Source organism: Gordonia sp. GN26 (genome assembly GCF_054823965.1).
Genome location: NZ_JSYC01000015.1, coordinates 32,251 through 58,284, shown reverse-complemented (window position 1 = coordinate 58,284; position 26,034 = coordinate 32,251). Strand labels below are relative to the sequence as shown.

Below are 26,034 nucleotides of genomic sequence, written 5' to 3'. Positions count from 1 at the left end.
AGCGGACGCAGTCGGGTGTCAGTTGACGCCGGCGCCGAGGGCGCTCAGCACGCGCTGGTGGACATCCTGGATGTCGCCCACCGCGTCGATGGTCTTGACCTCGTCGCCGTAGTAGGCGAGGAGCGGGGACGTCTCCTTGGTGTAGACGTCCATCCGGTTGCGGATGACCTCTTCGGTGTCGTCGGCACGACCACGGGCCATCATGCGTTCCACGACGACGTCGGTGTCGACGACGAAGGACAGCACGGCGTCAAGCGAGGCGTCGAGATTGGCCAGGATGTCCTTGAGGGCATCGGCCTGCTCGGTCGAACGCGGGAAGCCGTCGAGGATGAAGCCCTTGGCCGCATCCGGCTCGCCCACACGGGCACGAACCATGTCGACGGTGATCTCGGAGGGGACCAGGTTGCCGGCGTCGAGGTACTTCTTGGCCTCGATACCGACCGGGGTGCCCTGGGAGATGTTGGCGCGGAACAGGTCACCGGTCGAGATGTGCGGGATGCCGAGGGCTTCGCTCAGCAGTTCCGCCTGGGTGCCTTTGCCTGCTCCGGGCGGGCCGAGAATAACGAGTCTCACTTGAGGAATCCTTCGTACTTTCGTTGCATCAACTGACTGTTGATCTGTTTCATCGTGTCCAGGCCCACACCGACCATGATCAGTACGGCCGTGCCGCCGAACGGCAGGTTCTGGACGTTGCCGCTGTTACCGATCTCGAGGAACAGGTTCGGCAGGACCGCGATGATACCGAGGTAGATCGAACCGGGCAGAGTGATGCGGCTGAGAACGTAGCCCAGGTACTCCGCGGTCGGGGCGCCCGGCCGGATGCCCGGGATGAAGCCACCGTACTTCTTCATCTCATCGGCACGTTCTTCCGGATTGAACGTCACCGCCACGTAGAAGTACGTGAAGAAGATGATCATCAGGAAGTAGACCGCGATGTAGACCCCGTTGCTGGGATCGGTCAGGTACTTGGTGACGTACTCCTGCCACGTCGACTGCGTGCCGTCGGTGCTGCGCGTCAGTTCGACGATCAGCTGCGGCAGGTACAGCAGCGACGAGGCGAAGATGACCGGGATGACGCCGGCCTGGTTGACCTTCAGCGGCAGGTAGGTCGACGAGCCGCCGTACATCTTGCGGCCGACCATGCGCTTGGCGTACTGCACCGGGATGCGGCGCTGGCCCTGCTCGATGAAGACGACGCCCGCGACGATGATCAGCGCGGCGACACACACCAGGGCGAAGACGAGTCCGCCGCGGGTGTTGAGGATGGTGCGACCCTCGGCCGGAATGCGAGCTGCGATACCGGCGAAGATCAGCAGCGACATGCCGTTGCCGATGCCGCGCTCGGTGATGAGCTCGCCGAACCACATGACCACACAGGCGCCGGCGGTCATGACGAGCACGATGATCATCAGGCCGAAGATGCTGGAGTCGTTGAGCACCTCACCACTGCTCGCACAGGACTGTGGGAGGAGCTGACCGCGGTCGGCGAGGGCGACGATGCCGGTCGACTGGAGGAGCGCCAGGGCCACGGCGAGATAACGCGTGTACTGCGTCATCTTGGCCTGGCCTGCCTGGCCTTCCTTACGCAGCTGCTCGAACCGTGGGATGACCACCGTGAGCAGCTGGACGATGATCGACGCCGTGATGTACGGCATGATGCCGATCGCGAACACCGACAGCTGCAGCAGCGCGCCGCCGGAGAACAGGTTGATCAGGGAGTAGACCGAGCTCGACTCACCGGCCGAGACCTCGTCCAGACATGCCTGCACGGCCTGGTAGTCCACACCGGGCGACGGCACGGTCGCGCCGAGGCGATACAGGATGATGATGCCGAGAACGAAGAGGATCTTCTTCCTCAGGTCCGGCGTCCGTATGGCCGCGAAGAGGGGGGAAAGCACTAACTCCTCCTAGGAACGACCACGCGAGGGTGCAGTTCCGGGTCGGTCACGACCCGATCCCCGTGTGCTCGGCAATCGACAATGTTCGGGATGCGGCGATCTTGCGGATGCGGCAGACAACGTCTGAAACTCTAACAGTGACGCCGAAACCGCCGGTCGGACGGCAGCGTTGCTGCCGCCCGACCGGCGGTCGGTTCCGTCAGAGTTCGGTGACGCTGCCTCCGGCAGCGGCGATCTTCTCCTTGGCGGAGGCGGTGAACTTGTCGGCGGTGATGTCGACCTTGACGGAGAGCTCTCCGTCGCCGAGCACCTTCACCAGCTTGTTCTTGCGCACCGCGCCGGCTGCGACGAGCTCGTCGACGCCGATGGTGCCGCCCTGCGGGAAGAGACGCGCGATGTCGCCGACGTTGACGACCTGGTACTCGATCCGGTTGCGGTTGGTGAAGCCCTTGAGCTTCGGCAGCCGCATGTGGATCGGCATCTGGCCACCCTCGAAGCCGGCGGGCACGTTCTTACGTGCCTTGGTGCCCTTGGTGCCGCGGCCCGCGGTCTTACCCTTGGACCCCTCACCGCGACCCACGCGGGTCTTGTCGGTCTTCGACCCCGGTGCGGGGCGAAGGTGATGGAGTTTGATGGTCATTGCTTAAACCTCTTCGACTGTCACGAGGTGACGAACCGCGTTGATGAGGCCGCGGTTGATCGGCGTGTCCTCGCGGGTGACGGTCTGGCGGATGCCCTTCAGTCCGAGGGTCCGCAGGCTGTCACGCTGGTTCTTCTTGGTACCGATGGTGCCCTTGACCTGAGTGATCTTCAGCTCTGCCATGATCAGACTCCCTGTCCTGCGCGAGCGCGCAGCATACCGGCCGGAGCGACGTCCTCGATCGGCAGACCACGGCGGGCCGCGACCTCTTCGGGACGCTGCAGCATCTTGAGTGCCGCCACGGTGGCGTGGACGACGTTGATCGCGTTGTCCGAGCCGAGGCTCTTGGCCAGGACGTCGTGGACGCCTGCGCACTCGAGCACGGCACGCACCGCGCCACCGGCGATGACACCGGTACCGGGGCTGGCCGGGCGCAGCATGACGACACCGGCAGCGGCCTCACCCTGAACCGGGTGGGTCACGGTGCCGCCGATCAGCGGGACGCGGAAGAAGTTCTTGCGAGCCTCTTCGACACCCTTCTGGATCGCGGCCGGAACTTCCTTGGCCTTGCCGTAGCCGACGCCGACCATGCCCTGGCCGTCGCCGACGACCACGAGAGCGGTGAACGAGAAACGACGTCCACCCTTGACCACCTTCGAGACGCGGTTGATGGTCACCACGCGCTCGAGCTGGTTGCGGTCCTGGTCGCGGCCGCCGCGATCGCGACGGTCTCCGCGGCCACCGCCGCGACGGTCGTTGCCGCCACCTGCGTTGTTCTGGTTGTTGTCGTTACCGGCGGGTCCGTTTCCGCCGTCACGCTGACGTCCGGGCATCAGAGGTTCCCTCCGGTCATGTGGGTGTAGCTGGTGAAGATGGTCATCAGAAGCTCAGGCCTCCCTCACGGGCGGCATCGGCGAGCGCGGCGATACGGCCGTGGTAGTCCTTGCCACCACGGTCGAACACGACGGCGTCGACACCGGCAGCCTTGGCGCGGGCGGCGATGAGCTCGCCGACCTTGCGGGCCTGGGCCGACTTGTCGCCGCCTGCTGCACGCACGTCGGCCTCGATCGACGACGCGGCGGCCAGCGTCTTGCCGGCCAGGTCGTCGATGAGCTGCACGTGGATGTGGCGCGAGCTGCGCTTGACCGCGAGACGCGGGCGAGCCGGGGTTCCGCTGACCTTCTTGCGGAGACGGAAGTGCCGGTTGACGGTCGCCTTGCGACGACGCGTCGACACGTCCTTGCCGAGGGGCTTACGGCTGGTCTTGGTAGCTGTGTCACTCATGGCTTACTTACCCGTCTTTCCGACCTTGCGACGGATCTGCTCACCCTCGTAACGAATGCCCTTGCCCTTGTAGGGGTCCGGACGACGCAGGCGGCGGATGTTCGCCGAGATCTGGCCGACTTGCTGCTTGTCGATACCCGTGACCGAGAACTTGGTCGGGGACTCCACGGCGAAGGTGATGCCTTCGGGGGCCTCGATCGGCACGGGATGGCTGTAACCGAGGGCGAACTCGAGGTCCTTACCCTTCGCCTGTACGCGGTAGCCGACACCGAAGATCTCCATCTTCGTGGTGTAGCCCTGCGTGACGCCGATGACCAGGTTGTTGATCAGCGAACGGCTCAGGCCGTGAAGCGCGCGGCTGCGACGCTCGTCGTTGGGGCGGGTGACAACGATGGTGTTGTCTTCCTTGGCGACCTCGATGGGCTCCGAAACGGTGAGCGCGAGCTCGCCCTTGGGGCCCTTGACGGTCACACGCTGTCCGTCGACGGTGACGTCGACGCCCGCGGGGATCTCGATGGGGTTCTTTCCGATACGCGACATGTCGTTCCCTCCCCTACCAGACGTAGGCGAGGACTTCGCCGCCCACGCCCTGGTTGGCTGCCTGGCGGTCGGTGAGCAGACCCGACGACGTGGAGATGATGGCCACGCCGAGGCCGCCCAGCACCTTGGGCAGGTTGGTGGACTTTGCATAGATCCGGAGGCCCGGCTTCGACACGCGGCGCAGTCCAGCGATGGAGCGCTCACGGCTCGGGCCGTACTTCAGGGAGACGATGAGGCTCTTGCCGACCTCCGCATCCTCGATGCGGTAGTCGGTGATGTAGCCCTCACGCTTGAGGATCTCGGCGATGTTCACCTTGATCTTCGACGACGGGAGTTTCACCTCGTCGTGGTACGCCGAATTGGCGTTGCGCAGACGCGTCAAGAAGTCTGCGATCGGGTCAGTCATGGTCATGGTTGACCGTCAACCTTTCTCGTGGCGGTTCCCATACAGCGCCGATGAGAGGAAATCCCTCTGACCTGCGGTGGGCCTTCCACGAAGTGGATAGTTTCTTCAAGGTTCTCGTCGCCGGTGCCCTTGGCTTTTCGCCGGCACCGGAGACTATTCAGTTGTGTCCCGGGCACCTGAGGTGCACAGGCAACCGGTCTAGTGTAGGGAATCTGCTGGCCAGACCCAAATCGGGCCCGGGAGCGCCACCGAGATCGGGCACCATCGAGGGTATGGATCGCCGCCAGCTTCTCACCGCCGGGCTGCTCGGGTTCACCGGCGCCGTACTCACCTCCGGCTGCTCGGGCGCCGACGTCGTCCGCCCCTCACCGTCGCGCGACGGGCAGAGAGACACCGAGGACACGGGGAGGACAGCCGTCGAGGTGATCGCCTCGGGACTGAACGTGCCGTGGGCAATGGGATTCCTCCGCGGCGGCGATGCGTTGGTCACCCAACGCGACGACGCCACGATCGTGCGGGTGTCCGGGTCGGGCGAGGTCCGGACCGTCGGCGAGATCGGCGACGCCGCGCCTCGCGGCGAGGGTGGGCTGCAGGGCATCGCGATCGCCCCGGGCGCCGAGGACGCGGTGTTCGTCTACTACACCACCGACTCCGACAACCGGCTCGTCCGGCTGGACTTCGACGGCCGGCGACTCACCGGTCCGCGCACGCTCCTGCGCGGCCTCGACGCCGCCTACAACCACCACGGCGGTGCGCTCGTCTTCGATGCCGACGGCAGCCTCTTCGTCGCGGTCGGCGATGCAGCCGAACCCGCTGTCGCACAAGACATACGGTCCCTCAACGGCAAGATCCTACGTGTGGACACCGAGGGTCGCCCATGGCCCGGCAACCCGTTCGGCAACGAGGTCTACTCCTACGGCCATCGCAACGTGGAAGGGTTGGCATTCGACGGCGCGGGCCGCCTGTGGGCAACCGAGTTCGGCCAGAACCGGCGCGACGAACTCAACCTCATCCGGCGCGGCGGCAACTATGGCTGGCCCGAGTTCGAAGGCGAATCCGACGATCCTCGGTTCATCGCCCCGAAGGTCACCTGGACCCCGCAGGAGGCCTCGCCGGCCGGCCTCGCGATCGTCGGTGATCGCGCGTACGTCGCCGCGTTGCGCGGCCGGAGGCTGTGGGAGGTGCCCCTCGACGGGGAGTCGGCCGGTCAACCGGCGAGTCACCTCACCGACGACTACGGACGGATCCGCGCGGTGGCCGCGGCACCCGACGGTTCGCTCTGGGTGAGCACGAGCAACACCGACGGCCGCGGACAGCCCACCGATGACGACGATCGCATACTGCGCGTGATTGCCGGCTGACACGACGCCGTCGACAGCAGTCTCGCCGAAATGTCCATTCGCCCACCGCGCGTTGGTGCGATGTGTTTACGGTGGGTCTCGGATGAGGGGCCGTCGGACGGGATCTCGCCAACCGCGCGGGACGTCGGACCCAGAGAGGTCGCGATGAACCGAAGGATCACCACCACTCTCATAGCCGGTGCAGCAAGCCTGACAGTCGCCGTATCAACACTCGCCGGCGCGGGCAACGCCGCCGCACAAGGCAAGGGAGTCGAGATCACCGCCGTCGACAACAAGAACTGCACCGCCACCTTCACACTCACCAACTACACGAATTCAACTTTCTACCAACCAGATTGGTGGTTCAAGCAGGAAGCGAACCAGGACTGGATCAATGCCACCGGGAACGTCGGAGACCTGACGGCTCCGTGGCGGTACGTCAACGGGATCCCGTGGCCCATGGCCCGCTGGGTCCAACGAGAAGACGGCACCAAACTGTTTTCCCAACTCGCGCCCGGCGTGCCCCCGGCTGGTGGCGGTGTGCCGTACAACAGCAGTGCCCAACCGGACGGTTTCGTCAGCACGGCGACGGTCAATCTCAAGACCGTCACCAATCCCGCGCCACCGGCACCCTCGCCGGAGGGCACCCAAACCATCTACTACCGCATCAAGTCGGGCCCCCAGACCGCTGACCGGCGGCCGACCCCGCAGGAACTGGTTGTCACCGGCTGCCAGTCGGGATCCGGCTCTCTCGACTGGGGCTCTCTCGATTGGGGCTCTCTGCGTTTCTGACCCGCCACGCCGACGCGGCCCACGATCGTCGTCCGACCACTCCGTGGCCGGCGCGGGCATCCCCGGCGGTCACCGGTTTCCGCAGGCACCATGACGACATCGCGTATTCAGCGCGAGTTCCGCCCAGGGCAGCGCACTATTCACCAGGCCGCACATGTGTATGCCGGCGAAAGCTCCGGCAGTGTTCCGGTCGGCAACAGATCGGCGTCGATCGGCAGAACCACAACCATCGTGCGCGCCGTATGCCATCGTCGAGCCATGCACTCGACCCGGCTGCCCGAACTCGTCGACGAGCTCCTGACCACCGCACATGGGGCCAGGAGCCGTCGCGCTGCGCACACGCTGTACGGCGACTCCTCACGGCACCTGCGACAGACGGTTATCGCGCTGGTCGCCGGAGCCACGTTGTCCGATCACGAAAGCCCCACCGAGGCAACCCTTCACGTCCTCCGGGGCCACGTCTCCCTCAAGACGGGCGAGCACAACTGGGATGGCCGGCAGGGCGACCTCGTCACGATCCCTCCCGAGCGTCACGGACTCACCGCCCGCGAGGATTCCGCGGTGCTGCTGACAGTCGCCACGCACTGACCCACGACGCCGAAGCACGTCGGACCTACGCAATCGATGAGCGCAACCTGCCCTGGGGTCCGCAATTGTTCGAGTGCGGATTTGATTTCCCGACACACCATTCTTGAGATTGTTTGTCGCATTCGCGTCGAATCGAGGAAATAGCAGATATCGCCTGACACAGATGTGTATCGTGGCGCGCATGGCCCGGTCCGGCGACACTCAGGGCACTGCAGCCACTGCCCTTCTGAACATCGGCAAGTTCTTCACGCGTTGGGACGAGACCGACGACCGTCGCGCAGTATTCCGTGACGGTGGGCGCGCCGGCGACGTCTTCTATCGAGACCGGTGGAGCCACGACAAGATCGTCCGTTCCACGCACGGGGTGAACTGCACCGGTTCGTGCTCGTGGAAGGTCTACGTCAAGGACGGGATCATCACCTGGGAGACCCAGGAAACCGACTACCCGTCGGTGGGACCCGACCGACCCGAGTACGAGCCACGCGGATGTCCGCGCGGCGCCGCATTCTCCTGGTATACCTACTCCCCCACGCGTGTTCGGCACCCGTACGCGCGAGGTGTTCTCGTCGAGATGTACCGCGAGGCGAGAGCCCGGCTCGGTGACCCCGTCCTCGCCTGGGCCGATGTTGTGTCCGATCCGCTCCGGCGCCGCTCCTACCAGCAGGCCCGGGGCAAAGGCGGCCTGGTGCGGGTGAGCTGGGACGAAGCCACCGAGATGGCGGCCGCGGCACATGTCCACACCATCAAGACCTACGGGCCCGACCGGTGTGCGGGATTCTCGCCGATCCCCGCGATGTCGATCGTGAGCCACTGCGTCGGCACGCGCTTCATCCAGCTCATCGGCGGCGTCATGACGTCGTTCTACGACTGGTACGCCGACCTGCCCGTGGCGAGTCCGCAGGTGTTCGGCGACCAGACCGACGTCCCGGAATCCGGGGACTGGTGGGACGCGACCTACCTGATGATGTGGGGATCGAACGTGCCCGTCACCCGTACCCCGGACGCACACTGGATGGCCGAGGTTCGCTATCGCGGCACCAAGGTGGTCGCCGTCAGTCCCGATTACGCCGACAACACCAAGTTCGCCGACGAGTGGCTACCAGCGCAGGCCGGCACCGACGCCGCTCTCGCGATGGCCATGGGCCACGTCATCCTGACCGAGTTCTTCCGCGACCGCACGACCGACTTCTTCGACTCCTACGTCCGCACCTACACCGACCTCCCGTTCCTCATCCGCCTCGACGAGCACGACGACCAGGACACGCTGGTGGCGGGCAAGTTCGTCACCGCCGACGAAGTCGGCTCCAGCCCCACCGCCGACGAAGTCGGCTCCGGTTACACCGCCGAGGACGTCTGGAAGACCGTGTTCTGGGACGAGGACCGCGACGGTCCCGCGGTGCCGAACGGTTCGGTGGGGTTCCGGTACGCCGAGTCCGGCGTGGGACGGTGGAATCTCGACCTCGAGGGCGTGCGGCCCGCCCTGACTCTCCTGGGTCCCGACGCGGAGCTCGTCTCGGTGTCCTTCCCGGTCTTCGACGCACCGGACGGCAGCGGCTCGGTGGTCCGCCGCGGTGTCCCGGCCCGGCGGATCAACGGCCGCCTCGTCACGACCGTCTTCGACCTGATGCTCGCGCAGTACGGCGTCGCCCGGGACGGGCTTCCCGGCGAGTGGCCCACCGGCTACGACGACGCGACCACGCCCTACACCCCGGCGTGGCAGGCCGAGATCACCGGCGTCCCGGCCGAGGCCGCGATCCGCGTCGCCCGCGAATTCGCTGCCAATGCCGAAGAGTCGCAGGGCCGCTCGATGATCATCATGGGCGCCGGAATCTGCCAATGGTTCCACGGCGACGCGACCTACCGCGCGATCCTCTCGCTGCTCATCCTCACCGGCTGTATGGGCCGGAACGGGGGCGGCTGGGCACACTACGTCGGGCAGGAGAAGTGTCGTCCGATCACCGGTTGGGTGTCGCTGGCGAACGCGCTCGACTGGTCGCGTCCGCCTCGGACGATGACCGGGACGTCGTACTGGTACATGCACACCGGGCAGTGGCGCAACGACGGATATTCCACCGCGTCACTCGCCTCCCCGCTGGCGCGCGGCTCGATGGACCACGAGCACACCGCCGACGCGATCGCACAGTCCGCGCGGCTCGGGTGGATGCCCTTCTACCCGCAGTTCTCGGCGAATCCCCTCGACGTCGCCGACGAGGCCACCGCAGCGGTCGACCGTGGAGACGCCGACGACGTGGCCGGTTACGTCGCCGACCGTCTGCACACCGGCGACCTGACACCCGCCATCTCCGATGTCGACGCGCCGGAGAACTGGCCGCGAACTCTCGTCCTGTGGCGGTCGAACCTGCTCGGTTCGTCGGCCAAGGGCAACGAGTACTTCCTGCGGACTCTGCTCGGCACACATCACAACGTGCTGGGGACCGAAGATCCCGAGGCACCGCGTCCGAGCGAGATCCGGTGGCATGACCGGCCTCCCGAGGGGAAACTCGACCTGCTGCTGTCCGCCGACTTCCGCATGACCTCCACGACGCTGTTGTCCGACATCGTGCTGCCTGCGGCGACCTGGTACGAGAAGTACGATCTCTCGTCCACCGACATGCACCCCTTCGTCCATGCGTTCACCCCGGCCATCGCTCCCCCCTGGGAGGCGAAGTCGGACTTCGAGCTGTTCCACCGGCTCGCCCGCAAGTTGTCGGAGCTCGCGCGGACGCACCTCGGGACACGTCACGACCTCGTGAGTGCGCCGATGCAGCACGACACCCCCGGGGAAACCGCCCAACCGCACGGGCGGGTCGTCGACTGGCGCGACACCGGCGTGCGTGGCACACCTGGTCGGAACATGCCGAACTTCAGTGTCGTCGAACGTGATTACACGGCGATCGCCGACAAGCTCGCGACGATCGGACCGCTGGCCGACACTCTGGGCTTCACCGTCAAGAGCGTGACCTACCCTCTCGAGGAACACACGCGGACGCTCGCCGAGGCCAACGGCGTCATGCCGAGCGGTGCCGGCGAAGGCCGCCCGGCGATCGACACCGACGAGAAGCTCGCCGAGGCGATCCTCACGCTGTCCGGCACCACCAACGGCGCACTCGCGGTGGCCGGTTTCGAACAGCTCCAGACCCGCGTGGGTGTGCAACTCGACGACCTCGCACGGGGTTCGGAGGAGAAGCGGATCAGGTTCGCCGACACCCAGAAGGCACCCGTTCCGGTGATCACCTCGCCGGAATGGTCCGGCTCCGAGACCGGCGGTCGGCGGTACGCCCCGTTCACCGTGAACATCGAGCGGCTCAAGCCTTTTCACACACTCACCGGACGCATGCACTTCTACCTCGATCACGACTGGATGATCGACATGGGCGAGTCGCTGCCGATCTACCGACCCCCACTGGACATGCACCGACTGTTCGGCGAACCGCGACTCGGTCCCGACGGCGCGCGCGAGATCACGGTGCGTTACCTGACGCCGCACAGCAAGTGGTCGATCCACTCCGAGTACCAGGACAACCTGTTCATGCTGTCGCTGTCGCGTGGTGGTCCGGTCGCCTGGCTGAGTCCGCAGGACGCCGCGTCGATCGAGGTGTCCGACAACGACTGGATCGAATGCGTCAACGCCAACGGGGTGTTCGTCTGCCGCGCGATCGTGAGTCACCGGATGCCCGAGGGCGTCTGCTACGTACATCACGCGCAGGAGCGCACCATCGACGTACCCAAGTCGGAGGCGACCGGGCGCCGCGGCGGAATCCACAACTCCCCCACCCGACTTCTCGTCAAACCCACTCACCTCATCGGTGGATACGCCCAGTTGTCCTACGCCTTCAACTATCTCGGCCCCACCGGCAATCAACGCGACATGGTGTCGACGATCCGCAAGCGCAGCCAGGAGGTGACGTACTGATGCGAGTCATGGCCCAGGTCGGGATGGTGATGAATCTCGACAAGTGCATCGGATGCCACACCTGCTCGGTGACCTGCAAGCAGGCCTGGACCAACCGGTCGGGCACCGAGTACGTGTGGTTCAACAACGTCGAAACCCGTCCCGGGCAGGGTTATCCACGGCGTTATGAGGATCAGGACACCTGGCGCGGTGGATGGCGACTCAACCGCAACGGGAAGTTGCGGTTGCGCACCGGGGGACGGCTCCAGAAGCTGTTGACCCTGTTCGCCAGTCCCGTGCAGCCCACGATCAACGACTACTACGAGCCGTGGACCTACGACTACCAGACGCTGATCGATGCCCCGCTCGGTGACGACTTCCCCGTCGCGCGTCCCAAATCCCTGCTCACCGGCGAGGACACCAAGGTGACCTGGTCGGCGAACTGGGACGACAACCTCGGTGGCGCAACAGAACACGTGCCGCACGACCCCATCGTCGAGAAGCTCCGGCGCGACAGCGAGGACGCGGTCAAACTCGGGTTCGAGCAGACCTTCATGTTCTATCTGCCGCGGATCTGCGAGCACTGCCTCAATCCTTCGTGCATGGCGTCGTGCCCGTCCGGGGCGATCTACAAGCGCAGCGAGGACGGGATCGTGCTCGTGGACCAGGACCGGTGCCGCGGCTGGCGTCAGTGCATCACCGGATGTCCGTACAAGAAGATCTATTTCAACCACAAGTCCGGTAAGGCCGAGAAGTGCACCCTGTGCTATCCGCGCATCGAGGTGGGTCAACCCACCGTGTGTTCGGAGACCTGCGTCGGACGCCTGCGCTACCTCGGGATCTTCCTGTACGACGCCGACGCCGTCACCGCGGCCGCGTCCACCCCGGATGAGCAGGATCTTTACGGGGCCCAACTCGATCTGATGCTGGACCCCGACGACCCCGAGGTCCTCGCGGCGGCTCGGGCCGACGGGATCCCCGACGACTGGCTGGCGGCGGCGCGCCGCTCACCGGTGTACGCGCTGGCCAAGAAGTATCGGGTCGCACTTCCGCTGCATCCGGAATACCGCACCATGCCGATGGTCTGGTACGTCCCGCCGCTGTCCCCGATCGTCGACCTGCTGGCCGAGCAAGGACACGACGCGGAGAGCCCGGGAACCCTCTTCGGCGCCATCGAGGCGCTGCGTATCCCGGTCGAGTACCTCGCCGAACTGTTCACCGCCGGTGACACCACCGTCATCGACTCGGTGTTGCGCCGCCTCGCGGCGATGCGGTCGTACATGCGTGATGTCACTCTCGGACGCGATCCCGACGGCGACATCCCCGCCGCCGTGGGGATGACCGAGGAACAGATCTACGAGATGTACCGGCTGATGGCGATCGCGAAATACGATGAGCGGTACGTGATCCCGACTGCCCATCTCGAGCAGGCCGAGAAACTCGACGAAATGGCCTGCGCGCTCGACTACGACGAGGGACCGGGGATGTTCGACTCGTCCGCGTTCGGCGAGGCCAGCGGTCGTCCGGCGCCGGTCTCGGTGGAGACCTTCCACGCGCTACGGCAACGTCAGACCACCGACACCGCGGCCGGGTCCCACACGATGGCCGGTCGTACCAACCTGTTGAACTGGGACGGCAACGGCGTTCCCGACGGGATGTTCCCGGACCGCGCCGAGAACGAACGGGGTGAGCGCGGATGAGAACGCTCTCCCTCTTCGACCGAGCCGCACGAACATCGACGGGTGTCCGGGTGATCCACCAGATCAGCTCCTGGTGCCTGGGCTATCCCGACGACGACCTGCTCTCCCGGATCGACCTCATGCGCGCCGCTCTCGACGAACAGGGCGACGAGGCCGCGGTGCGGTCGCTGCGGCGCACGGTCGACCATCTCGCCGACGGGGACGCGATGACCCTGCGTCGCGACTACATCACCCTGTTCGACCTGTCGAAGCGATCCACCCTGTACCTGTCCTACTGGTCGGACGGCGACACCCGTCGGCGCGGAACCTCACTCGGCGAATTCAAGCAGGTCTACCGGGACAGCGGGTTCCTCGTCGACCTCCACGGTGAGCTTCCCGACCACCTCCCGATCGTCCTCGAGTTCAGCGCGCGGGCCGATCCGCGACGCGGCATCGAACTACTCGAAAAGCACCGAGCGGCACTCGAACTCATCAAGTTCTCGTTGCTGGAGTCGGACTCACCCTATGCCGGTGCGGTGGCTGCGGTGTGCATGACGCTGCCGAGTCCGTCGCCGCCCGACCGCGAGACGGCACTGGCCCGATGCCGGCCGGTCCCCGTCGAAACCGTGGGCCTGGAACCGTTCGATCCGCGGTTGCTCCCCATCGATCCGACCTCATCACGACCCCCGATCCCGAACCGACCGTGAGGTGACGCGTGGACATCTTCCTCTGGGGCGTACTGCCGTACGTGACGCTCGGGCTGCTGATCGGCGGCACCGTCTGGCGGTACCGATATGACAAGTTCGGCTGGACCACGAGGTCGTCGGAACTCTACGAGTCCCGTTTGTTACGAGTCGCCTCGCCGCTGTTCCACTACGGGATCCTCGTCGTCATCGTCGGCCACGCGATGGGCCTGCTGATCCCGGAGTCGTGGACCGAGGCGATCGGTGTCAGCGAGACGACCTATCACTGGGGCGCGGCGATCTTCGGGTTGCTGGCGGCGGTCGCGACGCTCGTCGGTGTGGGCATGCTCATCTACCGGCGCCGTACCACCGGTCCGGTGTTCATGGCCACCACCAGGAACGACAAAGCGATGTATCTCGTGCTCACCACCGCACTGATCGCCGGGACCTACATCACGATCATCGGTACTGCGGACCCGCACGCACACGGCGTGAACTACCGGGAGACCGTGTCCCCATGGTTCCGGTCGATCTTCGTTCTCCAACCGGATGTCTCGGCGATGGTGCAGGCGCCGTTGCGTTTTCACGTGCACGTCCTGATCGGGATGCTCCTGTTCGCGATGGTGCCCTTCACCCGGCTCGTACACATCTTCACCGCTCCCGTGCACTACCTGTTCCGGCCGTACATCGTCTACCGGAGCCGAGACCGCCGCCCGGCGCCGGGCAACCAGCCGGCGCGTCCCGGCTGGGCCCCGGTCGGGGTGAAGGACCGTGACCGATGACGGCCGACATCGCGGCCACCCGGACCACGACCGGGTCGCAGGCGATCAATCTCGCGCTCGCGACGTGGGCCTTCACGATCAGCTTCTGGGCCTGGAATCTCATCGGTCCTCTCGGAGTGGTCTACACCGATCAGCTCGACCTGTCGGCGAGCCAGAAGTCGATCCTCGTCGCGATCCCCGTTCTGGTGGGATCGCTGGGCCGCATCCTCACCGGCGCCCTGACCGACCGCTTCGGCGGGCGTCTCATGTTCACGGTGCTCCTGGTCGTCACGATCCCGTTCGTGTTGCTGGTGGCCTTGGCCGGTCGCCTCGCGAGTTACCCCTTGCTTCTCGTCGCCGGGTTCCTCCTCGGCGTCGCCGGTACGACGTTCGCGGTGGGTATCCCCTTCGTGAACGCCTGGTACGACAAGTCGCGTCGCGGCTTCGCCACCGGGGTGTTCGGAGCCGGCATGGGCGGCACCGCGCTGTCGGCGTTCTTCACCCCCCGATTCGTGTCGTGGTTCGGCTACGTCGCCACCCACGTCATCATCGCGGTGGCGCTGGCGGCGACCGCGGTGGTCTGCTGGATGTTCCTGCGCGACTCACCGCGCTGGGTCCCGTCGCACGACTCCGTGGTGCCGAAGCTCATCGGCGCTGCGAAGCTGCCCGTCACCTGGCAACTCGGCTTCCTCTATGCCGCCACGTTCGGCGGCTTCGTCGCGTTCAGCACCTACCTGCCGACCTATCTCAAGGACGTCTACGACTTCGATCTGCAGGCGGCCGGCACCCGGACCGCGGGTTTCGCCATCGCCGCCGTGCTCGCCAGACCGCTCGGCGGAATCCTGTCCGACCGGTTCGGGCCGCGGATCATCACGGTGATCTCGTGCGCCGGGGCGGTGGTCCTCGCCGTCTGGATGATGACCACACCCCCGTTGGAGATCCCGGCGGGCATCGACTTCGTGCTGATGGCGATCTGCATGGGCCTCGGATCGGGGTCGGTGTTCAGCTGGGTCGCCCAGGCCGCACCGGCCGAGAGGGTGGGTTCGGTGACCGGCATCGTCGGGGCCGCCGGCGGGGTGGGCGGCTTCTTCCCGCCGCTGGTCATGGGTGCCACCTACGACGCCGCCGCCCACAGCTACACCACCGGCCTCGCGCTGCTCGCGGTGTTCGCCGCAGGTGCGATGGTGTTCACGATCTTCGGCATCCGCGGAAGGCCGGCCGACTGAGCCCGCGCCCGACCGGCACTCGGGCTTCGACGATCAAAGTTGTCGGACCCCCGTGGTGTCATGGTCGCACCCTTCGAACAAAGGAGCGATCCATGTCAGACCACGCTGCCGCAATCCGAGGTCTGCCCCGGTGGCATCCCAATCCCGTCATCCGCTCGACCCTCGAGACCATCCGCCGCTGCGGCTGGCAGGTGACCTCCGTCGGCGAAGGGTTCCCCGAGGCCGGCAGCCGCGAGGCCGACTGCGGGTTCTCCTACACCGCCGGGCTCTCGTTGCATTCGATCCCCGAGCTCGCCGTCTACGGCGTCGACCCGCTCACCGCACATCACGTCCTGAACGAACTCGGCGACCTGCTGCACCGCGAGGACTGGCGCGACCTGGTCGCGACACAGACCGACATCCGTCTGCAGACGGTCGCGGTCTCGGTGCGGCTGATCGAACAGGTCGACAAGGACGAACTCATCCTCGCCAACCTGCTGTTCCCCGATTCCCCGACGCTGCAGGTGGTCTGGCCGGACGAATACAGCCGGTTCCCTTGGGAGGATGGATACGTCCTGCTGCCGATGCATCAGCCGGTGAAGGGCATCCCGGATCTCTCGGCGCACGCGCGGCGGGCCGCCCATGTGATCACCATCGAGACCGGACCCGACCGCACCCGACCCCGCCGGGGCCGCCGCATCTCGGGGCACTGACGCCCGGATATCCGTTGCCCGTCTTGAAGACTGACGGAGGCTCCTGACATCAGAGGGTCGGCCGTCGGGTGTCGTATCCCTCCCGATACCTCACCCGGCGGCGCCCGTCTCCCACGACGACGAGAACCGTGAGGACGATGATCGCGAACAGGACGAGACCGCACCCGATCGCCAGGAGTGCTGCGGCCATGACGCCCCCTCACCTCGCTCCACAGACGCGAACCACGTTGCGGCACCGTTCAATCGCCCCGGATGCCCCGGTGACGAACTGTTGCCGAACATGGTTACGCGGAACCGTTGGTGGGCGCCACTGATTTTTCGGCGGCAGATGAGGCCGCTGCGCTGAGAACCGCCCCCGCGCAGCCCCCAGCGGGCACCGGCGAGACATCGTCCGCCGCATCGCTCTGGAGAGCACTTCCCCCGGGGGGCGCCTCCCATCGGGGGCGCGCCGGTCGGTCAGTGGAGCGATTTACTCGCTCAGCCGAGTTGGCACAATGGACGCGTGCTCACGCTGTCCGCCGGAGAGAACCGCCCGTTGCCGTCGTCGGCCGTGACGGTGTCGGTACGTTCCGCGTCGCCGGTCAACACCTCGGCGATCCTGCTCACCGATGCCGGTCGCGTCCGCTCCGACGCCGACCTGATCTTCTACAACCAGCCCACCGGCCCGGGTGTCGGTTATCGCTCGTCGGGAGCGGTCGACATCGTCACCGTCGACACCGCCGCGCTCCCCCGCGACATCACGACGGTCGTCGTCGCCGCGAGCCTGGACGGCACCGGCCCGTCCACCTTCGCGACCGCCGGCGCCCTGACCGCGACCCTGAGCGGCGGCGGTGAGGAACTCGGCTTCACGCCGTCGGGTCTGACCAGCGAGGCCGCCGTGGTCTGCCTCGAGATCTACCGCCGCAACGACACCTGGAAGGTCCGCGCCGTCGGCCAGGGTTACGACTCCGGCCTCGCCGGTCTGGTGTCCGCATTCGGTATCGACGTCGAGGACGACCCGGTACCGCCATCACCTCCGGGCCAGCCACCGCGCGTGACCGATCCACAGCCGTGGCCGCCCACGAATACGCCTGTCCCACAACCGCAGTCACCACCACCGGCCGCACCGTCGCCGGCCACTCCGCCCCAGCCTCCGACCACGACCCAATCAACGGGAGTCCCCATGCACAGCGATCTGTTCGCCCCGTCCCACGCCGAGGTCAACGGCCAGGGCATCCAGAAGCAGGGCAGCAAGATGTGTCGCGTCGGCCTCTCTGGCGAGGTCATGGCCCGCACCGGTTCGATGGTCGCCTACCAGGGCGACCTCCACTTCGAGGCCCTCGGCTCCGGCGGCCTCGGCCGGATGATGCGTCAGGCGATGACCGGTGAGGGTGTCCCACTGATGAAGGTCACCGGCCGGGGCGACCTCTTCCTCGCCAACGCCGCGTCGGACGTGCATCTCATCGACCTCGACGGCACCGACGGCCTCACGATCAACGGCGCGAACGTCCTCGCCTTCGATTCGACGCTCCGCTACGACATCCAGCGCGTCCAGGGCGCCGGCGCCATGAGCAACGCGGGCCTTTTCAACTGCGTGTTCACCGGCCGCGGGCGCATCGCGATCACCACCGACGGCACACCGGTGGTCCTCGACGTCGACGCCGCGACGTACGCCGACCCGCAGGCCGCGGTCGCCTGGTCGTCCAGTCTGCGGACCTCGGTGAAGTCCAACGACTCGTTCAACCTCGGCACCCTGATGGGCCGCAGCACCGGCGAACGGTTCACCCTCGCTTTCTCCGGCCAGGGCTTCGTCGTCGTGCAGCCGTCGGAGCTGCCGCCGGGCGGGTTCATCGGCGGCACGGGCGGCGGTGGGGCCGCGGGCTCCGGCGCCGGCGGGATGCTGGGCGGCATCCTCGGCCGCTGAGCCCGACGACCGGGTGACACCTACCGGAAGACGCTCCCCTTGTTCTCGGACGCCTCGACGCGTTCGACGATCCAGGCGACGAGCACCTCGGGCTTGCGCTTCCGGCTCGTCTCCTTGCGGGTGTCGAGTTCCTGCTCGGCGATGATGTCGCGGAGCTGGTCGACGGTCAGTTCGCCGAGTCGCGCCGACAGCTCCTGGCCACCGCCCTCGCGGTAGACGACGAACGGATCGAACGCACCCGGTTGACGTGTCACCCGCTTCTTCGGCGCCGCCGTTCGCTTCCGCGCCGCCACGGGAGCGCCGTCGATCGCGCCGTCGACCGGCCGCAGCGCGTCGACCACCCCGGTGAGGGCCGACGCGAACCGGGAGGACTTCTCCGCCTCGGCGATGATCACGGTGGCCAGTCCCGCGATCAGCTGAGCGGCCTGCGGGTTCTTCGCGTCCAGTTGCGCGAGCGCACCGCCGACGGCCTGATATTCCATGCGGCGGCGGGTGTCGTCGGAACTCATCGGATCTTCTCCTGCGCCTCGGTCATCACGTCCATGGTCAGGCCACGGAACTGGTCGAACTGTCCGGAGTTGCCGTACTTCACCCGAAGCGTCCCGTACGACGCGAACTCCGCCGCTGCGGCAACGGAATTCGCCTCGTTGATGTAGCTGGGCAACACGTGCTGGATGGTCGGGTCACGGCGTAGGCGCATCGCCGTCGACCGGTGCACGGCCGAGTTCGCCTTGTACTTCGTGATCACCACCCCGAGCTCGACGATCGTCCGGCCGATCTCATGGCCGATCTTGCGCACCCGGGTCTGGATCTGCGGGATTCCGTACGTGGACAACACATCCGGGATGGTGGGGATGATGTAGGCGTCCGCGGCGGCCAGCCCGTTCAGGGTGATGGGCCCGATGTTGGGCGGGCAGTCGATCAGCACATAGTCGTAGAAGTCGAGCACCGACTCGATCGCCTCCCGGAGGAAACCGGTGCCACCGTCGGGCACCCGCCCCTCGACACGCAGCGCACTCAGATCCTCCTGGACCTCGATGAGATCGAGCGACGATGCGAGCAGATCCACGGAGTTCACCTTCTTCACCGGTGAGACACCCCGCTCGATGGCCTCGTCGAGTCGGAAGTACCGGGTGCCCTTGACCGCATCGGAGAACAACGTGGCCAGCGTCCGACCATTCGTGTTCAGCTCGAGCCAGCGTTCCTCGCTGATCATCATGGTGGTCAGGTTGATCTGTGAGTCGAGGTCGATGAGCAGCACCCGCTGACCGAACTCGGCCGACATGTACTCGGCCAGCCCGGCGGTCACCGTGGTCTTGCCGACCCCGCCCTTCAAACTGATCGTCGCGATCACTTTGGCCATCGAAGAATCTCCGCCTTCCCTGCGGTCGTGCGTCGGCTTAAGGCAGGGAACCGGGTCGTCCCATCGCACTGATCAGCCGCCCCGGCGTGAGAGCTTAACACCACGGTGCGTAGCGAAAATGCGCACCATATCCGCACTTTCGCTGCGGATTCCCTCCGCGTGGGTAACGTCGGGGGCCACCCGCCACCACCGCAGGAGTTCGACGATGCCCGAAGCCTCCATCTCAGTCGTGATCAAGCAGCCGCCCGATGTGGTCTGGGAGTACTGCCTGGTCCCGGAGCACGTCGCGGCGCTCACGCCGGGTGTCGTCGGCATCGTGCCGGTGTCGGAGGGCCCCACTCGCGTCGGCACCACGTGGAAGGGCCAGATGAAGGCTCTGGGACGCACCGTCGACTGGGTCGGCGAGTTCACCCGCGTCGACCCCGTGAAGGCGACCGAGTTCACCTCCACCGAGTCGCCGTTCGGGTTCACCATCTCCGCGACCTTCGACGATGCCCGCGACGGGGTACGACTCACCTACCGCGTCCACAACGACGGCGTCGGGGGCGGGGCGATCGGCAAGGTCGCCGACGCCCTGGCCATCCGCACCTTCCAGCGGTCGCTGGCGGCCGGCGCCCGAAAACTGCCGCGCCTCGTCGACGAATGGGCGGCACGACGCTGAGCACCCCCGCCCGGCGGCACGACACGACTGTCGTCCGGTCGGACGGTTTTCACCACGCTCCGTAGAGCGAGGTGAAGCCGGACAACGGATCATCGCGCCGCCGACGATCCGAACCTCGGTCCGGATCGGCACCGAAAGTGCTGCACAACAGCACAACCTGGACGTCACCCGTTCAGGGGCCCCGGAGGGTCGGTGCGGACGTCGATCATCCGCTGGAATCCGACCGGATGAACCCTTCCACGAAGTGTTAGTGATCGCGACGACCAGCGGCTACCGTCAGAAGCATCGACTGTGTCCGCGGTGGTGAGGTCCTCACCCGTCGTCGTTCACGGCGAATGTGCTGCTTCGTATCGAAGGTCTTCCGAAGATGACCATGTCCACTGCGCGACCCCGCCGAGTCCGGGCGCTCGCGGTCGCAGCTGCCGTGGGGTTGGCCCTCTACTCGGGAGGCCAAGCCCCCGCGACAGCTGTGCCGAACCCGTTCGGCGACGCGTCACACAGCGTCGACGCCCCGAGCTCCGGCGGTGACTCCGGCGGTGGCGACTCCAGTAGCGGCGACTCCGGCGGCAGTGGCTCCGGCAACTCCGGCGGCAGCGATTCCAGCGGAAGCGATACGGGCGGCGGCAGCGGCAGCGGTTCCGGTAGCGGGTCCGGTGGCAGCGGTTCCGGCGGTAGCGGGTCCGGGGGCGGTGACTCCGGGTCGGGCAGCACCAGGTCGGGCGATGGCGACTCCGATGGGGGTGGCTCCGGAGACGGGGGCGCTGCCGAGAGCGGGCCCGAATCCGGTAGCGACCCCGGGACGACCCCCGATTCCGGCGACACCACGGGCGAACCCTCGGGCCCGGTCGCAGAGAACGACATCTTCCCGCAGTTCCCCGATCCACCCGCCGAGAGCGACGGATCATCCGCGGGCGAGCCGGCCGTGCCGCCGGCCGCCGAGGATGCCGAGCCCGACCCGGAATCCTCGTCCGACTCCACCCCCCGACACACTTCCCTCGATGTCGACGTCAAGAAGGAGCCGGGCCCGACCGAGCCCGACACGCCCAACCACACAGGTGACGGGACCACGCCACCGCCTGCAGCCGACGCCCTGCGGCCGGGGGACACAGCCCTCGCCGCTCGAGCCGCCGACGTCACCCGATCGAAGGTCGCCGGTGAGGTGTCACCGTCCCGCAATCCGCCGCCCTGGGCGCCCCTTCTCAAGACCTCCACGCCGCCGGTCGCCGTGCCCCTGCAGCCACACGAAACCGGCGCCCTTGGCCTCCTGACGTTCCTGGGGATCAACATCCTCGGGGGTGGGAGCACCGGTGCGGCCAGCCCGGCGCCGTGGACGCTCCTGTGGTGGATACGGCGTTTCGGCACCCAGAGCCCGGTCGCCTCCGTCGAAACCCCCGCCGCCCGTGACACGTTCGGCCTGTCGACCGACCCGGACCAGTTCCTCACCGCGGCCGACGGCCCGGACACGACCGGCGCCGTCCCTCAATTCGCTCTCGTCGGCGGTCTCGTCCTCGGATCCGCGCTCCTCGGCCGCAAGCGCATGTCGGCGGCGGTGACGGTCACCGCGAACGGCCCGACACCGACCATCCCGATACCGGACAGCGAACCCGCCGAACCGACCCCCGCTCCTGCCCCGGGCCCGGCTCCGGCCGGCATCCTGCACGGCTCGTTGCGATTCACCGATCCGGACGGGAACCCGATCCCGACGACGCTGCACGGGGTCACACCCACCGGCGACCGGACCTTCCGCATGGCGAGCGGCAGTGTGCTCACCTATGACGCACCTGCGGGCACGTACACCTATACGCCCGCACTGCAGGCGCGTATCGCCGCGACCGCACCGGGAGCACCGGAATCGGCACGGTTCGACTCGGTCATGATCACCGCCGACGACGGCCGCGGCGGCACGACGCCGATCACGGTTGCACTGCCCATCACGAGCCCGTACTCGCTCGGGCAGGTGATCGTGCCGGGCTGTCAGATCGACGAGGTCGTCATCGGACTCGAGGACGTCGCCTTTGTGACCACCCAGCGCGGGGACGGGTGCACCCAGGTCTCCGTGGTCAGGCCGAAGTCCATGACGGTGGCGTCAATCCCCATCGCGGGTTCTCCCACCGAGCCCGACCGCGGCGTCGTCCTCGGCCCCGACGGTCGGGCACATCAGCTCACCGAACTCACCGAGATCGCCGGGGACACCATCCGGACATCGGTGCGGATCACCCGGATCGACCCATCCGGGGCGGCGTCGACCACAGGACCGATCCTCGGACTACCAGCGGATCACCTTCGATTCGACGACGCGGGCGTCGGATATCTGCTGACCACCTGGCCCGACGACGACGGCCGGACCTACACCTATCTCACCGCTCTGGGCCTCGACGGCATCGCATCGACCCTCCCGCGCATCCCGGGCGCCGACAGCCGACTGATCCTGCCACCGTCCGGGAAGGTGTTGGTCTCGACGTCGGACGCCGATGGAACCCGTCTTCACGAAGCCGGTGCCGGCGAGCTGTCACTCGTCGGGCAGGTGTTCGACGGTGCGGGCGGCGACATCTGGGCCCGGCACGGCGACTCGCTGTACTTTGTACGTCATCGTGTCGACCTCGACGCAATGGTCGCCACGCTCGTGATCCGTCACCCCGACGGTTCACTGGACACCGTCGACGGGATACCCGGCCGGTTGGCCTCTGTGGTCCCCACCGAGACCGCCGTCTACGTGGTGTCGCGATCACCCGATTCGGTCGTTGTCACCGCGGTACACCCCGATGGACGCAGATCGTCCGTGACTCTGTCCGGCGTCGGCGACTGCGACGCCGTCGCCGGTCCCGACGACCATCTCTACCTCCCGCTGGCGAACCCCCTCACCGGGGAGAACACCGTCGTCGGGATCTCTCCGGACGCTGTGTCCCGCGTCATGGCCTCGGGCATCGGGCAGGCCTGGGCCCGGGCCGACGAGAGTGGCAGCGTCTTCCTCACGACGACGACCCTCACGCCGGAAGGCGAGGACATCACCACGGTGACCGTCATCTGCGGTGACGGCACGAAGCGCGAGGCGCGCGTGGACGGGACCCCGGTCTCGGTTCACTTCGACCGACACGGCGCCGCCCACCTCCCGATGCTCACCACCGACCCGGCGAATGGCGACCCACTCGTCTCCCTCGCCGTGGTACGCCCCAACTCCGCGACCGTGGTGTCCGCGACGGTCGGCGGAGAACCGGCCGGTCCCCCGGCGATCGCGAACGACGGTCGCACATACCTGCCGCTGACCCGTTTCTGCCCCGAAACCCGTTGGCCGAAGACAACTCTCGTGGTCTTCCACGCCGACGGCTCGGCCATCGAAGCCGGTGATTTCTACGGCCACGCGACACACGGGCCCGTCCTCACGCTCGACGACGACGTCATCCTCCTCACCGACGACGCCGGCACCACGACGATCCGCCCGATCCGGATGGCGGCCGGCGGCGGGCGCCACGCCGCCGATCCCACCGCGGCCATGGTCTTCGACGTCACCCCCGCCATCACCGACATCGACACCGAAACCGGCACCGTGTCAGGATCGGTGGCCGACGCAGCCTGCTCATCCCGCGCACTGAGCTTTCTGACCACCGACACCCAGGTGGCACTCGATTCCGACAGTGGCACATTCGTTTTCACCCCGACCGCGGATCAGCGACGAGCGACGGGCGGGACGGTCGCCCACGATTTCGCCGTTCTCGTCTCCGACGAATCCGGCGCGTCCACGGTGATCTCGGTGAGCGTCCCGATCGTGCCGGCGAGTCCACTCGAGACGCGCGAATAAGACTGCGCCGCACCAACCCCACCGACGCCCAACCTCACCGACACGAACCCCACCGACGCGAAACGGCCCCACCTCCGGAAGGAGGTGGGGCCGTTCGTCAGAGCGTCAGCCTTGGCTGGAAGTCACCAGCTGGACTTCTGCACGCCCGGGAGCTCGCCCGCGTGCGCCATCTCGCGCAGGCAGATTCGGCACAGGCCGAACTTGCGGAACACCGAGTGCGGGCGACCGCACTTGTTGCACCGGGTGTAGGCCCGCACGGCGAACTTGGGCTTCTTGTTGGCCTTGTTGACCAGAGCCTTCTTTGCCATGTCAGTTGTCCTTAACGTTGTTGTCCTTGAACGGGAAGCCCAGGGCACGCAGCAGCGCGCGGCCTTCCTCGTCCGTGCGGGCAGACGTCACGACGGTGATGTCCATACCCCGCGGGCGGTCGATGTTGTCGATGTTGATCTCGTGGAACATCGACTGCTCGTTCAGACCGAACGTGTAGTTGCCATTCCCGTCGAACTGCTGGTCCGACAGACCGCGGAAGTCGCGGATACGCGGGAGGGCGATGGACACGAGGCGGTCCAGGAACTCCCACATGCGGTCGCCGCGCAGGGTCGCGCGGGCGCCGATCGGCATGCCCTCACGCAGCTTGAACTGCGCGATGGACTTACGGGCGCGACGGATCTCCGGACGCTGACCGGTGATCTTGGCCAGGTCCTCGACAGCGCCGTTGATCAGCTTCGCGTCACGGGCGGCGTCGCCGACGCCCATGTTCACGACGACCTTCACGACGCCGGGGATCAGCATCACGTTGGAGTATTCGAACTGCTCGTTCAGCTGGCCCTTGATCTCCTCGCGGTAGCGAGTCTTCAGGCGCGGCTGGATCTTGGTCTCGGTAGAGGTCATGTCAGATGTCCTTCCCGCTCTTGCGCGAGATCCGGACCTTCTTGCCGGTCTCTTCGTCGACGCGGTAGCCGACGCGAGTCGGGTTGCCATCGGAATCGACGACCATCACGTTGGAGACGTGGATCGAGGCTTCCTGGGTCACGATGCCGCCGGAGGAGGCACCGCGCTCGTTGGCCGACGCGGCGGTGTGCTTCTTGATTCGGTTGACGCCCTCGACGAGGACACGCTGGGTCTTCGGGAAGGCCTGGATGACCTTGCCCTTCGCGCCCTTGTCCTTGCCCGAGATGACGATCACGGTGTCACCCTTGTGAACCTTCATGCTCAGATCACCTCCGGTGCCAGCGACACGATCTTCATGAACTTCTTCTCACGCAGCTCGCGGCCGACCGGGCCGAAGATGCGGGTACCGCGGGGGTCGCTCTCACCCTTGAGGATGACGGCGGCGTTCTCGTCGAAGCGGATGTAGCTGCCATCCGCACGACGGCGCTCCTTGGTGGTGCGCACGATGACGGCCTTGACGACCTCACCCTTCTTGATGTTGCCGCCGGGGATGGCGTCCTTGACAGTGGCGACGATCACGTCACCAATGCCGGCATAGCGCCGCGAGGAACCGCCGAGCACGCGGATGCACAAGATTTCCTTGGCACCGGTGTTGTCGGCGACCCGCAGGCGAGATTCCTGCTGAATCACTCGTTAGTCTCCTTGACCTGGCTTCTTATGTACGCCGGATTTCCGACCCGACGCACACGGTCCGTTGCCACCGAACACACGCCTGCCTGGGGTTTTCCTCCAGGCTGTGACACCTGGACGCTTCGCCCAGTGGGTTCGTGAGCCGATTCGCGACACAGCAGTGCCGCAGGCAACCCCACAAGTGTAGGGGAACGTGCAGGTGGGAGCCAAATCCCTACCGCAGACGACGGTGAAGCGTTTGGCAATCACCCGAATCGGGCAAAACTTTTTTCGAACCGGACCCATCTGGCCCGGTACCCCGCACGAAGC

At 66.8% G+C, this 26,034-nt stretch carries 27 protein-coding genes; 12 read left to right on the top strand and 15 right to left on the bottom strand.

The features are described from left to right. Nucleotides 1-18 precede the first annotated feature (18 nt). From OK17_RS05320 to rpsH, 8 genes are all read right to left on the bottom strand, one after another. Complete coding sequence (locus OK17_RS05320; RefSeq protein WP_232718847.1) at nucleotides 19-573, bottom strand: adenylate kinase; 555 nt, start codon at nucleotides 571-573, stop codon at nucleotides 19-21. Next, nucleotides 570-1,898 (bottom strand): preprotein translocase subunit SecY, encoded by a 1,329-nt coding sequence (gene secY, locus OK17_RS05315; RefSeq protein WP_232718848.1) that lies wholly within the window; start codon nucleotides 1,896-1,898, stop codon nucleotides 570-572. Before secY ends, OK17_RS05320 begins: the two co-directional genes overlap by 4 nt. Before the next feature lie 199 nt (nucleotides 1,899-2,097). Continuing rightward, nucleotides 2,098-2,538: a 50S ribosomal protein L15 gene (rplO, locus tag OK17_RS05310; protein ID WP_006867008.1), complete on the bottom strand. Its 441-nt coding sequence runs from the start codon at nucleotides 2,536-2,538 to the stop codon at nucleotides 2,098-2,100. A 3-nt stretch (nucleotides 2,539-2,541) separates the two neighbouring features. Beyond that, entirely contained in the window at nucleotides 2,542-2,721 is a 180-nt protein-coding gene (gene rpmD / locus OK17_RS05305; protein ID WP_005197622.1) for a 50S ribosomal protein L30, read from the bottom strand. Between the two features lie 2 nt (nucleotides 2,722-2,723). Next, a complete protein-coding gene (gene rpsE / locus OK17_RS05300; RefSeq protein ID WP_005197623.1) occupies nucleotides 2,724-3,371 on the bottom strand; it encodes a 30S ribosomal protein S5 in 648 nt (215 codons plus the stop codon). 46 nt (nucleotides 3,372-3,417) lie between these two features. Continuing rightward, nucleotides 3,418-3,822 carry a 50S ribosomal protein L18 gene (rplR, locus tag OK17_RS05295; RefSeq protein WP_005197625.1) on the bottom strand — a complete coding sequence of 135 codons (405 nt, stop codon included), beginning with the start codon at nucleotides 3,820-3,822 and terminating at the stop codon, nucleotides 3,418-3,420. 3 nt (nucleotides 3,823-3,825) lie between these two features. Further along, a complete protein-coding gene (gene rplF, locus OK17_RS05290; RefSeq protein WP_232718849.1) occupies nucleotides 3,826-4,362 on the bottom strand; it encodes a 50S ribosomal protein L6 in 537 nt (178 codons plus the stop codon). Nucleotides 4,363-4,375: 13 nt separating this feature from the next. Beyond that, nucleotides 4,376-4,774, bottom strand: coding sequence for a 30S ribosomal protein S8 (gene rpsH / locus OK17_RS05285; RefSeq protein ID WP_006360199.1), 399 nt, complete (start codon nucleotides 4,772-4,774; stop codon nucleotides 4,376-4,378). 266 nt (nucleotides 4,775-5,040) lie between these two features. Between rpsH and OK17_RS05280 the strand changes: the two genes are divergently transcribed. The 9 genes from OK17_RS05280 (at nucleotide 5,041) to OK17_RS05240 (ending at nucleotide 16,421) form a co-directional block, all read left to right on the top strand. After that, nucleotides 5,041-6,129: a PQQ-dependent sugar dehydrogenase gene (locus tag OK17_RS05280; protein ID WP_232718851.1), complete on the top strand. Its 1,089-nt coding sequence runs from the start codon at nucleotides 5,041-5,043 to the stop codon at nucleotides 6,127-6,129. Between the two features lie 144 nt (nucleotides 6,130-6,273). Next, nucleotides 6,274-6,900, top strand: a complete 627-nt coding sequence (locus tag OK17_RS05275; protein WP_232718852.1) for a hypothetical protein — start codon at nucleotides 6,274-6,276, stop codon at nucleotides 6,898-6,900. A 258-nt stretch (nucleotides 6,901-7,158) separates the two neighbouring features. Next, nucleotides 7,159-7,488, top strand: a complete 330-nt coding sequence (locus tag OK17_RS05270) for a cupin domain-containing protein (protein WP_006360202.1) — start codon at nucleotides 7,159-7,161, stop codon at nucleotides 7,486-7,488. Between the two features lie 181 nt (nucleotides 7,489-7,669). Further along, on the top strand, nucleotides 7,670-11,401 hold the full coding sequence (locus tag OK17_RS05265; protein WP_127962571.1) for a nitrate reductase subunit alpha: 3,732 nt from the start codon (nucleotides 7,670-7,672) through the stop codon (nucleotides 11,399-11,401). Beyond that, entirely contained in the window at nucleotides 11,401-13,080 is a 1,680-nt protein-coding gene (gene narH / locus OK17_RS05260; RefSeq protein ID WP_232718856.1) for a nitrate reductase subunit beta, read from the top strand. The genes OK17_RS05265 and narH overlap by 1 nt, the downstream gene beginning before the upstream one ends. Then, nucleotides 13,077-13,766, top strand: a complete 690-nt coding sequence (narJ, locus tag OK17_RS05255) for a nitrate reductase molybdenum cofactor assembly chaperone (RefSeq protein WP_232718859.1) — start codon at nucleotides 13,077-13,079, stop codon at nucleotides 13,764-13,766. Before narH ends, narJ begins: the two co-directional genes overlap by 4 nt. A gap of 8 nt (nucleotides 13,767-13,774) precedes the next feature. Then, nucleotides 13,775-14,524, top strand: coding sequence for a respiratory nitrate reductase subunit gamma (gene narI, locus OK17_RS05250; protein WP_232718860.1), 750 nt, complete (start codon nucleotides 13,775-13,777; stop codon nucleotides 14,522-14,524). Further along, nucleotides 14,521-15,729, top strand: coding sequence for an MFS transporter (locus OK17_RS05245; RefSeq protein WP_248657851.1), 1,209 nt, complete (start codon nucleotides 14,521-14,523; stop codon nucleotides 15,727-15,729). Before narI ends, OK17_RS05245 begins: the two co-directional genes overlap by 4 nt. Nucleotides 15,730-15,821: 92 nt before the next feature. Then, nucleotides 15,822-16,421: a DUF4262 domain-containing protein gene (locus tag OK17_RS05240; RefSeq protein WP_461416876.1), complete on the top strand. Its 600-nt coding sequence runs from the start codon at nucleotides 15,822-15,824 to the stop codon at nucleotides 16,419-16,421. A 49-nt stretch (nucleotides 16,422-16,470) separates the two neighbouring features. On the opposite strand, the gene OK17_RS05235 is transcribed toward OK17_RS05240, so the two are convergent. Next, on the bottom strand, nucleotides 16,471-16,611 hold the full coding sequence (locus OK17_RS05235) for a hypothetical protein (protein WP_232718871.1): 141 nt from the start codon (nucleotides 16,609-16,611) through the stop codon (nucleotides 16,471-16,473). A 312-nt stretch (nucleotides 16,612-16,923) separates the two neighbouring features. On the opposite strand from OK17_RS05235, the gene OK17_RS05230 reads away from it, so the two are divergent. Beyond that, entirely contained in the window at nucleotides 16,924-18,324 is a 1,401-nt protein-coding gene (locus OK17_RS05230) for an AIM24 family protein (RefSeq protein WP_461416875.1), read from the top strand. A 20-nt stretch (nucleotides 18,325-18,344) separates the two neighbouring features. On the opposite strand, the gene OK17_RS05225 is transcribed toward OK17_RS05230, so the two are convergent. Both OK17_RS05225 and OK17_RS05220 read right to left on the bottom strand, forming a co-directional pair. Continuing rightward, a complete protein-coding gene (locus tag OK17_RS05225) occupies nucleotides 18,345-18,833 on the bottom strand; it encodes a hypothetical protein (RefSeq protein ID WP_232718876.1) in 489 nt (162 codons plus the stop codon). Next, nucleotides 18,830-19,687: a ParA family protein gene (locus OK17_RS05220; RefSeq protein WP_232718877.1), complete on the bottom strand. Its 858-nt coding sequence runs from the start codon at nucleotides 19,685-19,687 to the stop codon at nucleotides 18,830-18,832. The genes OK17_RS05225 and OK17_RS05220 overlap by 4 nt, the downstream gene beginning before the upstream one ends. A gap of 205 nt (nucleotides 19,688-19,892) precedes the next feature. Here OK17_RS05220 and OK17_RS05215 point away from each other — a divergent pair, with 205 nt between their 5' ends. Both OK17_RS05215 and OK17_RS05210 read left to right on the top strand, forming a co-directional pair. Then, a complete protein-coding gene (locus tag OK17_RS05215; protein WP_127962567.1) occupies nucleotides 19,893-20,348 on the top strand; it encodes an SRPBCC family protein in 456 nt (151 codons plus the stop codon). 367 nt (nucleotides 20,349-20,715) lie between these two features. After that, nucleotides 20,716-24,144 (top strand): hypothetical protein, encoded by a 3,429-nt coding sequence (locus OK17_RS05210; RefSeq protein WP_461416874.1) that lies wholly within the window; start codon nucleotides 20,716-20,718, stop codon nucleotides 24,142-24,144. A gap of 122 nt (nucleotides 24,145-24,266) precedes the next feature. On the opposite strand, the gene OK17_RS05205 is transcribed toward OK17_RS05210, so the two are convergent. The 4 genes from OK17_RS05205 to rplN are packed head-to-tail and all read right to left on the bottom strand — an operon-like array spanning nucleotide 24,267 to nucleotide 25,725. Continuing rightward, entirely contained in the window at nucleotides 24,267-24,452 is a 186-nt protein-coding gene (locus tag OK17_RS05205; protein WP_232718887.1) for a type Z 30S ribosomal protein S14, read from the bottom strand. Between the two features lies 1 nt (nucleotide 24,453). Beyond that, nucleotides 24,454-25,035, bottom strand: a complete 582-nt coding sequence (gene rplE, locus OK17_RS05200) for a 50S ribosomal protein L5 (protein WP_006867018.1) — start codon at nucleotides 25,033-25,035, stop codon at nucleotides 24,454-24,456. Between the two features lies 1 nt (nucleotide 25,036). Next, entirely contained in the window at nucleotides 25,037-25,354 is a 318-nt protein-coding gene (rplX, locus tag OK17_RS05195) for a 50S ribosomal protein L24 (RefSeq protein ID WP_005197643.1), read from the bottom strand. A 2-nt stretch (nucleotides 25,355-25,356) separates the two neighbouring features. Next, nucleotides 25,357-25,725 (bottom strand): 50S ribosomal protein L14, encoded by a 369-nt coding sequence (gene rplN / locus OK17_RS05190; RefSeq protein ID WP_006434640.1) that lies wholly within the window; start codon nucleotides 25,723-25,725, stop codon nucleotides 25,357-25,359. Nucleotides 25,726-26,034: the final 309 nt, after the last annotated feature.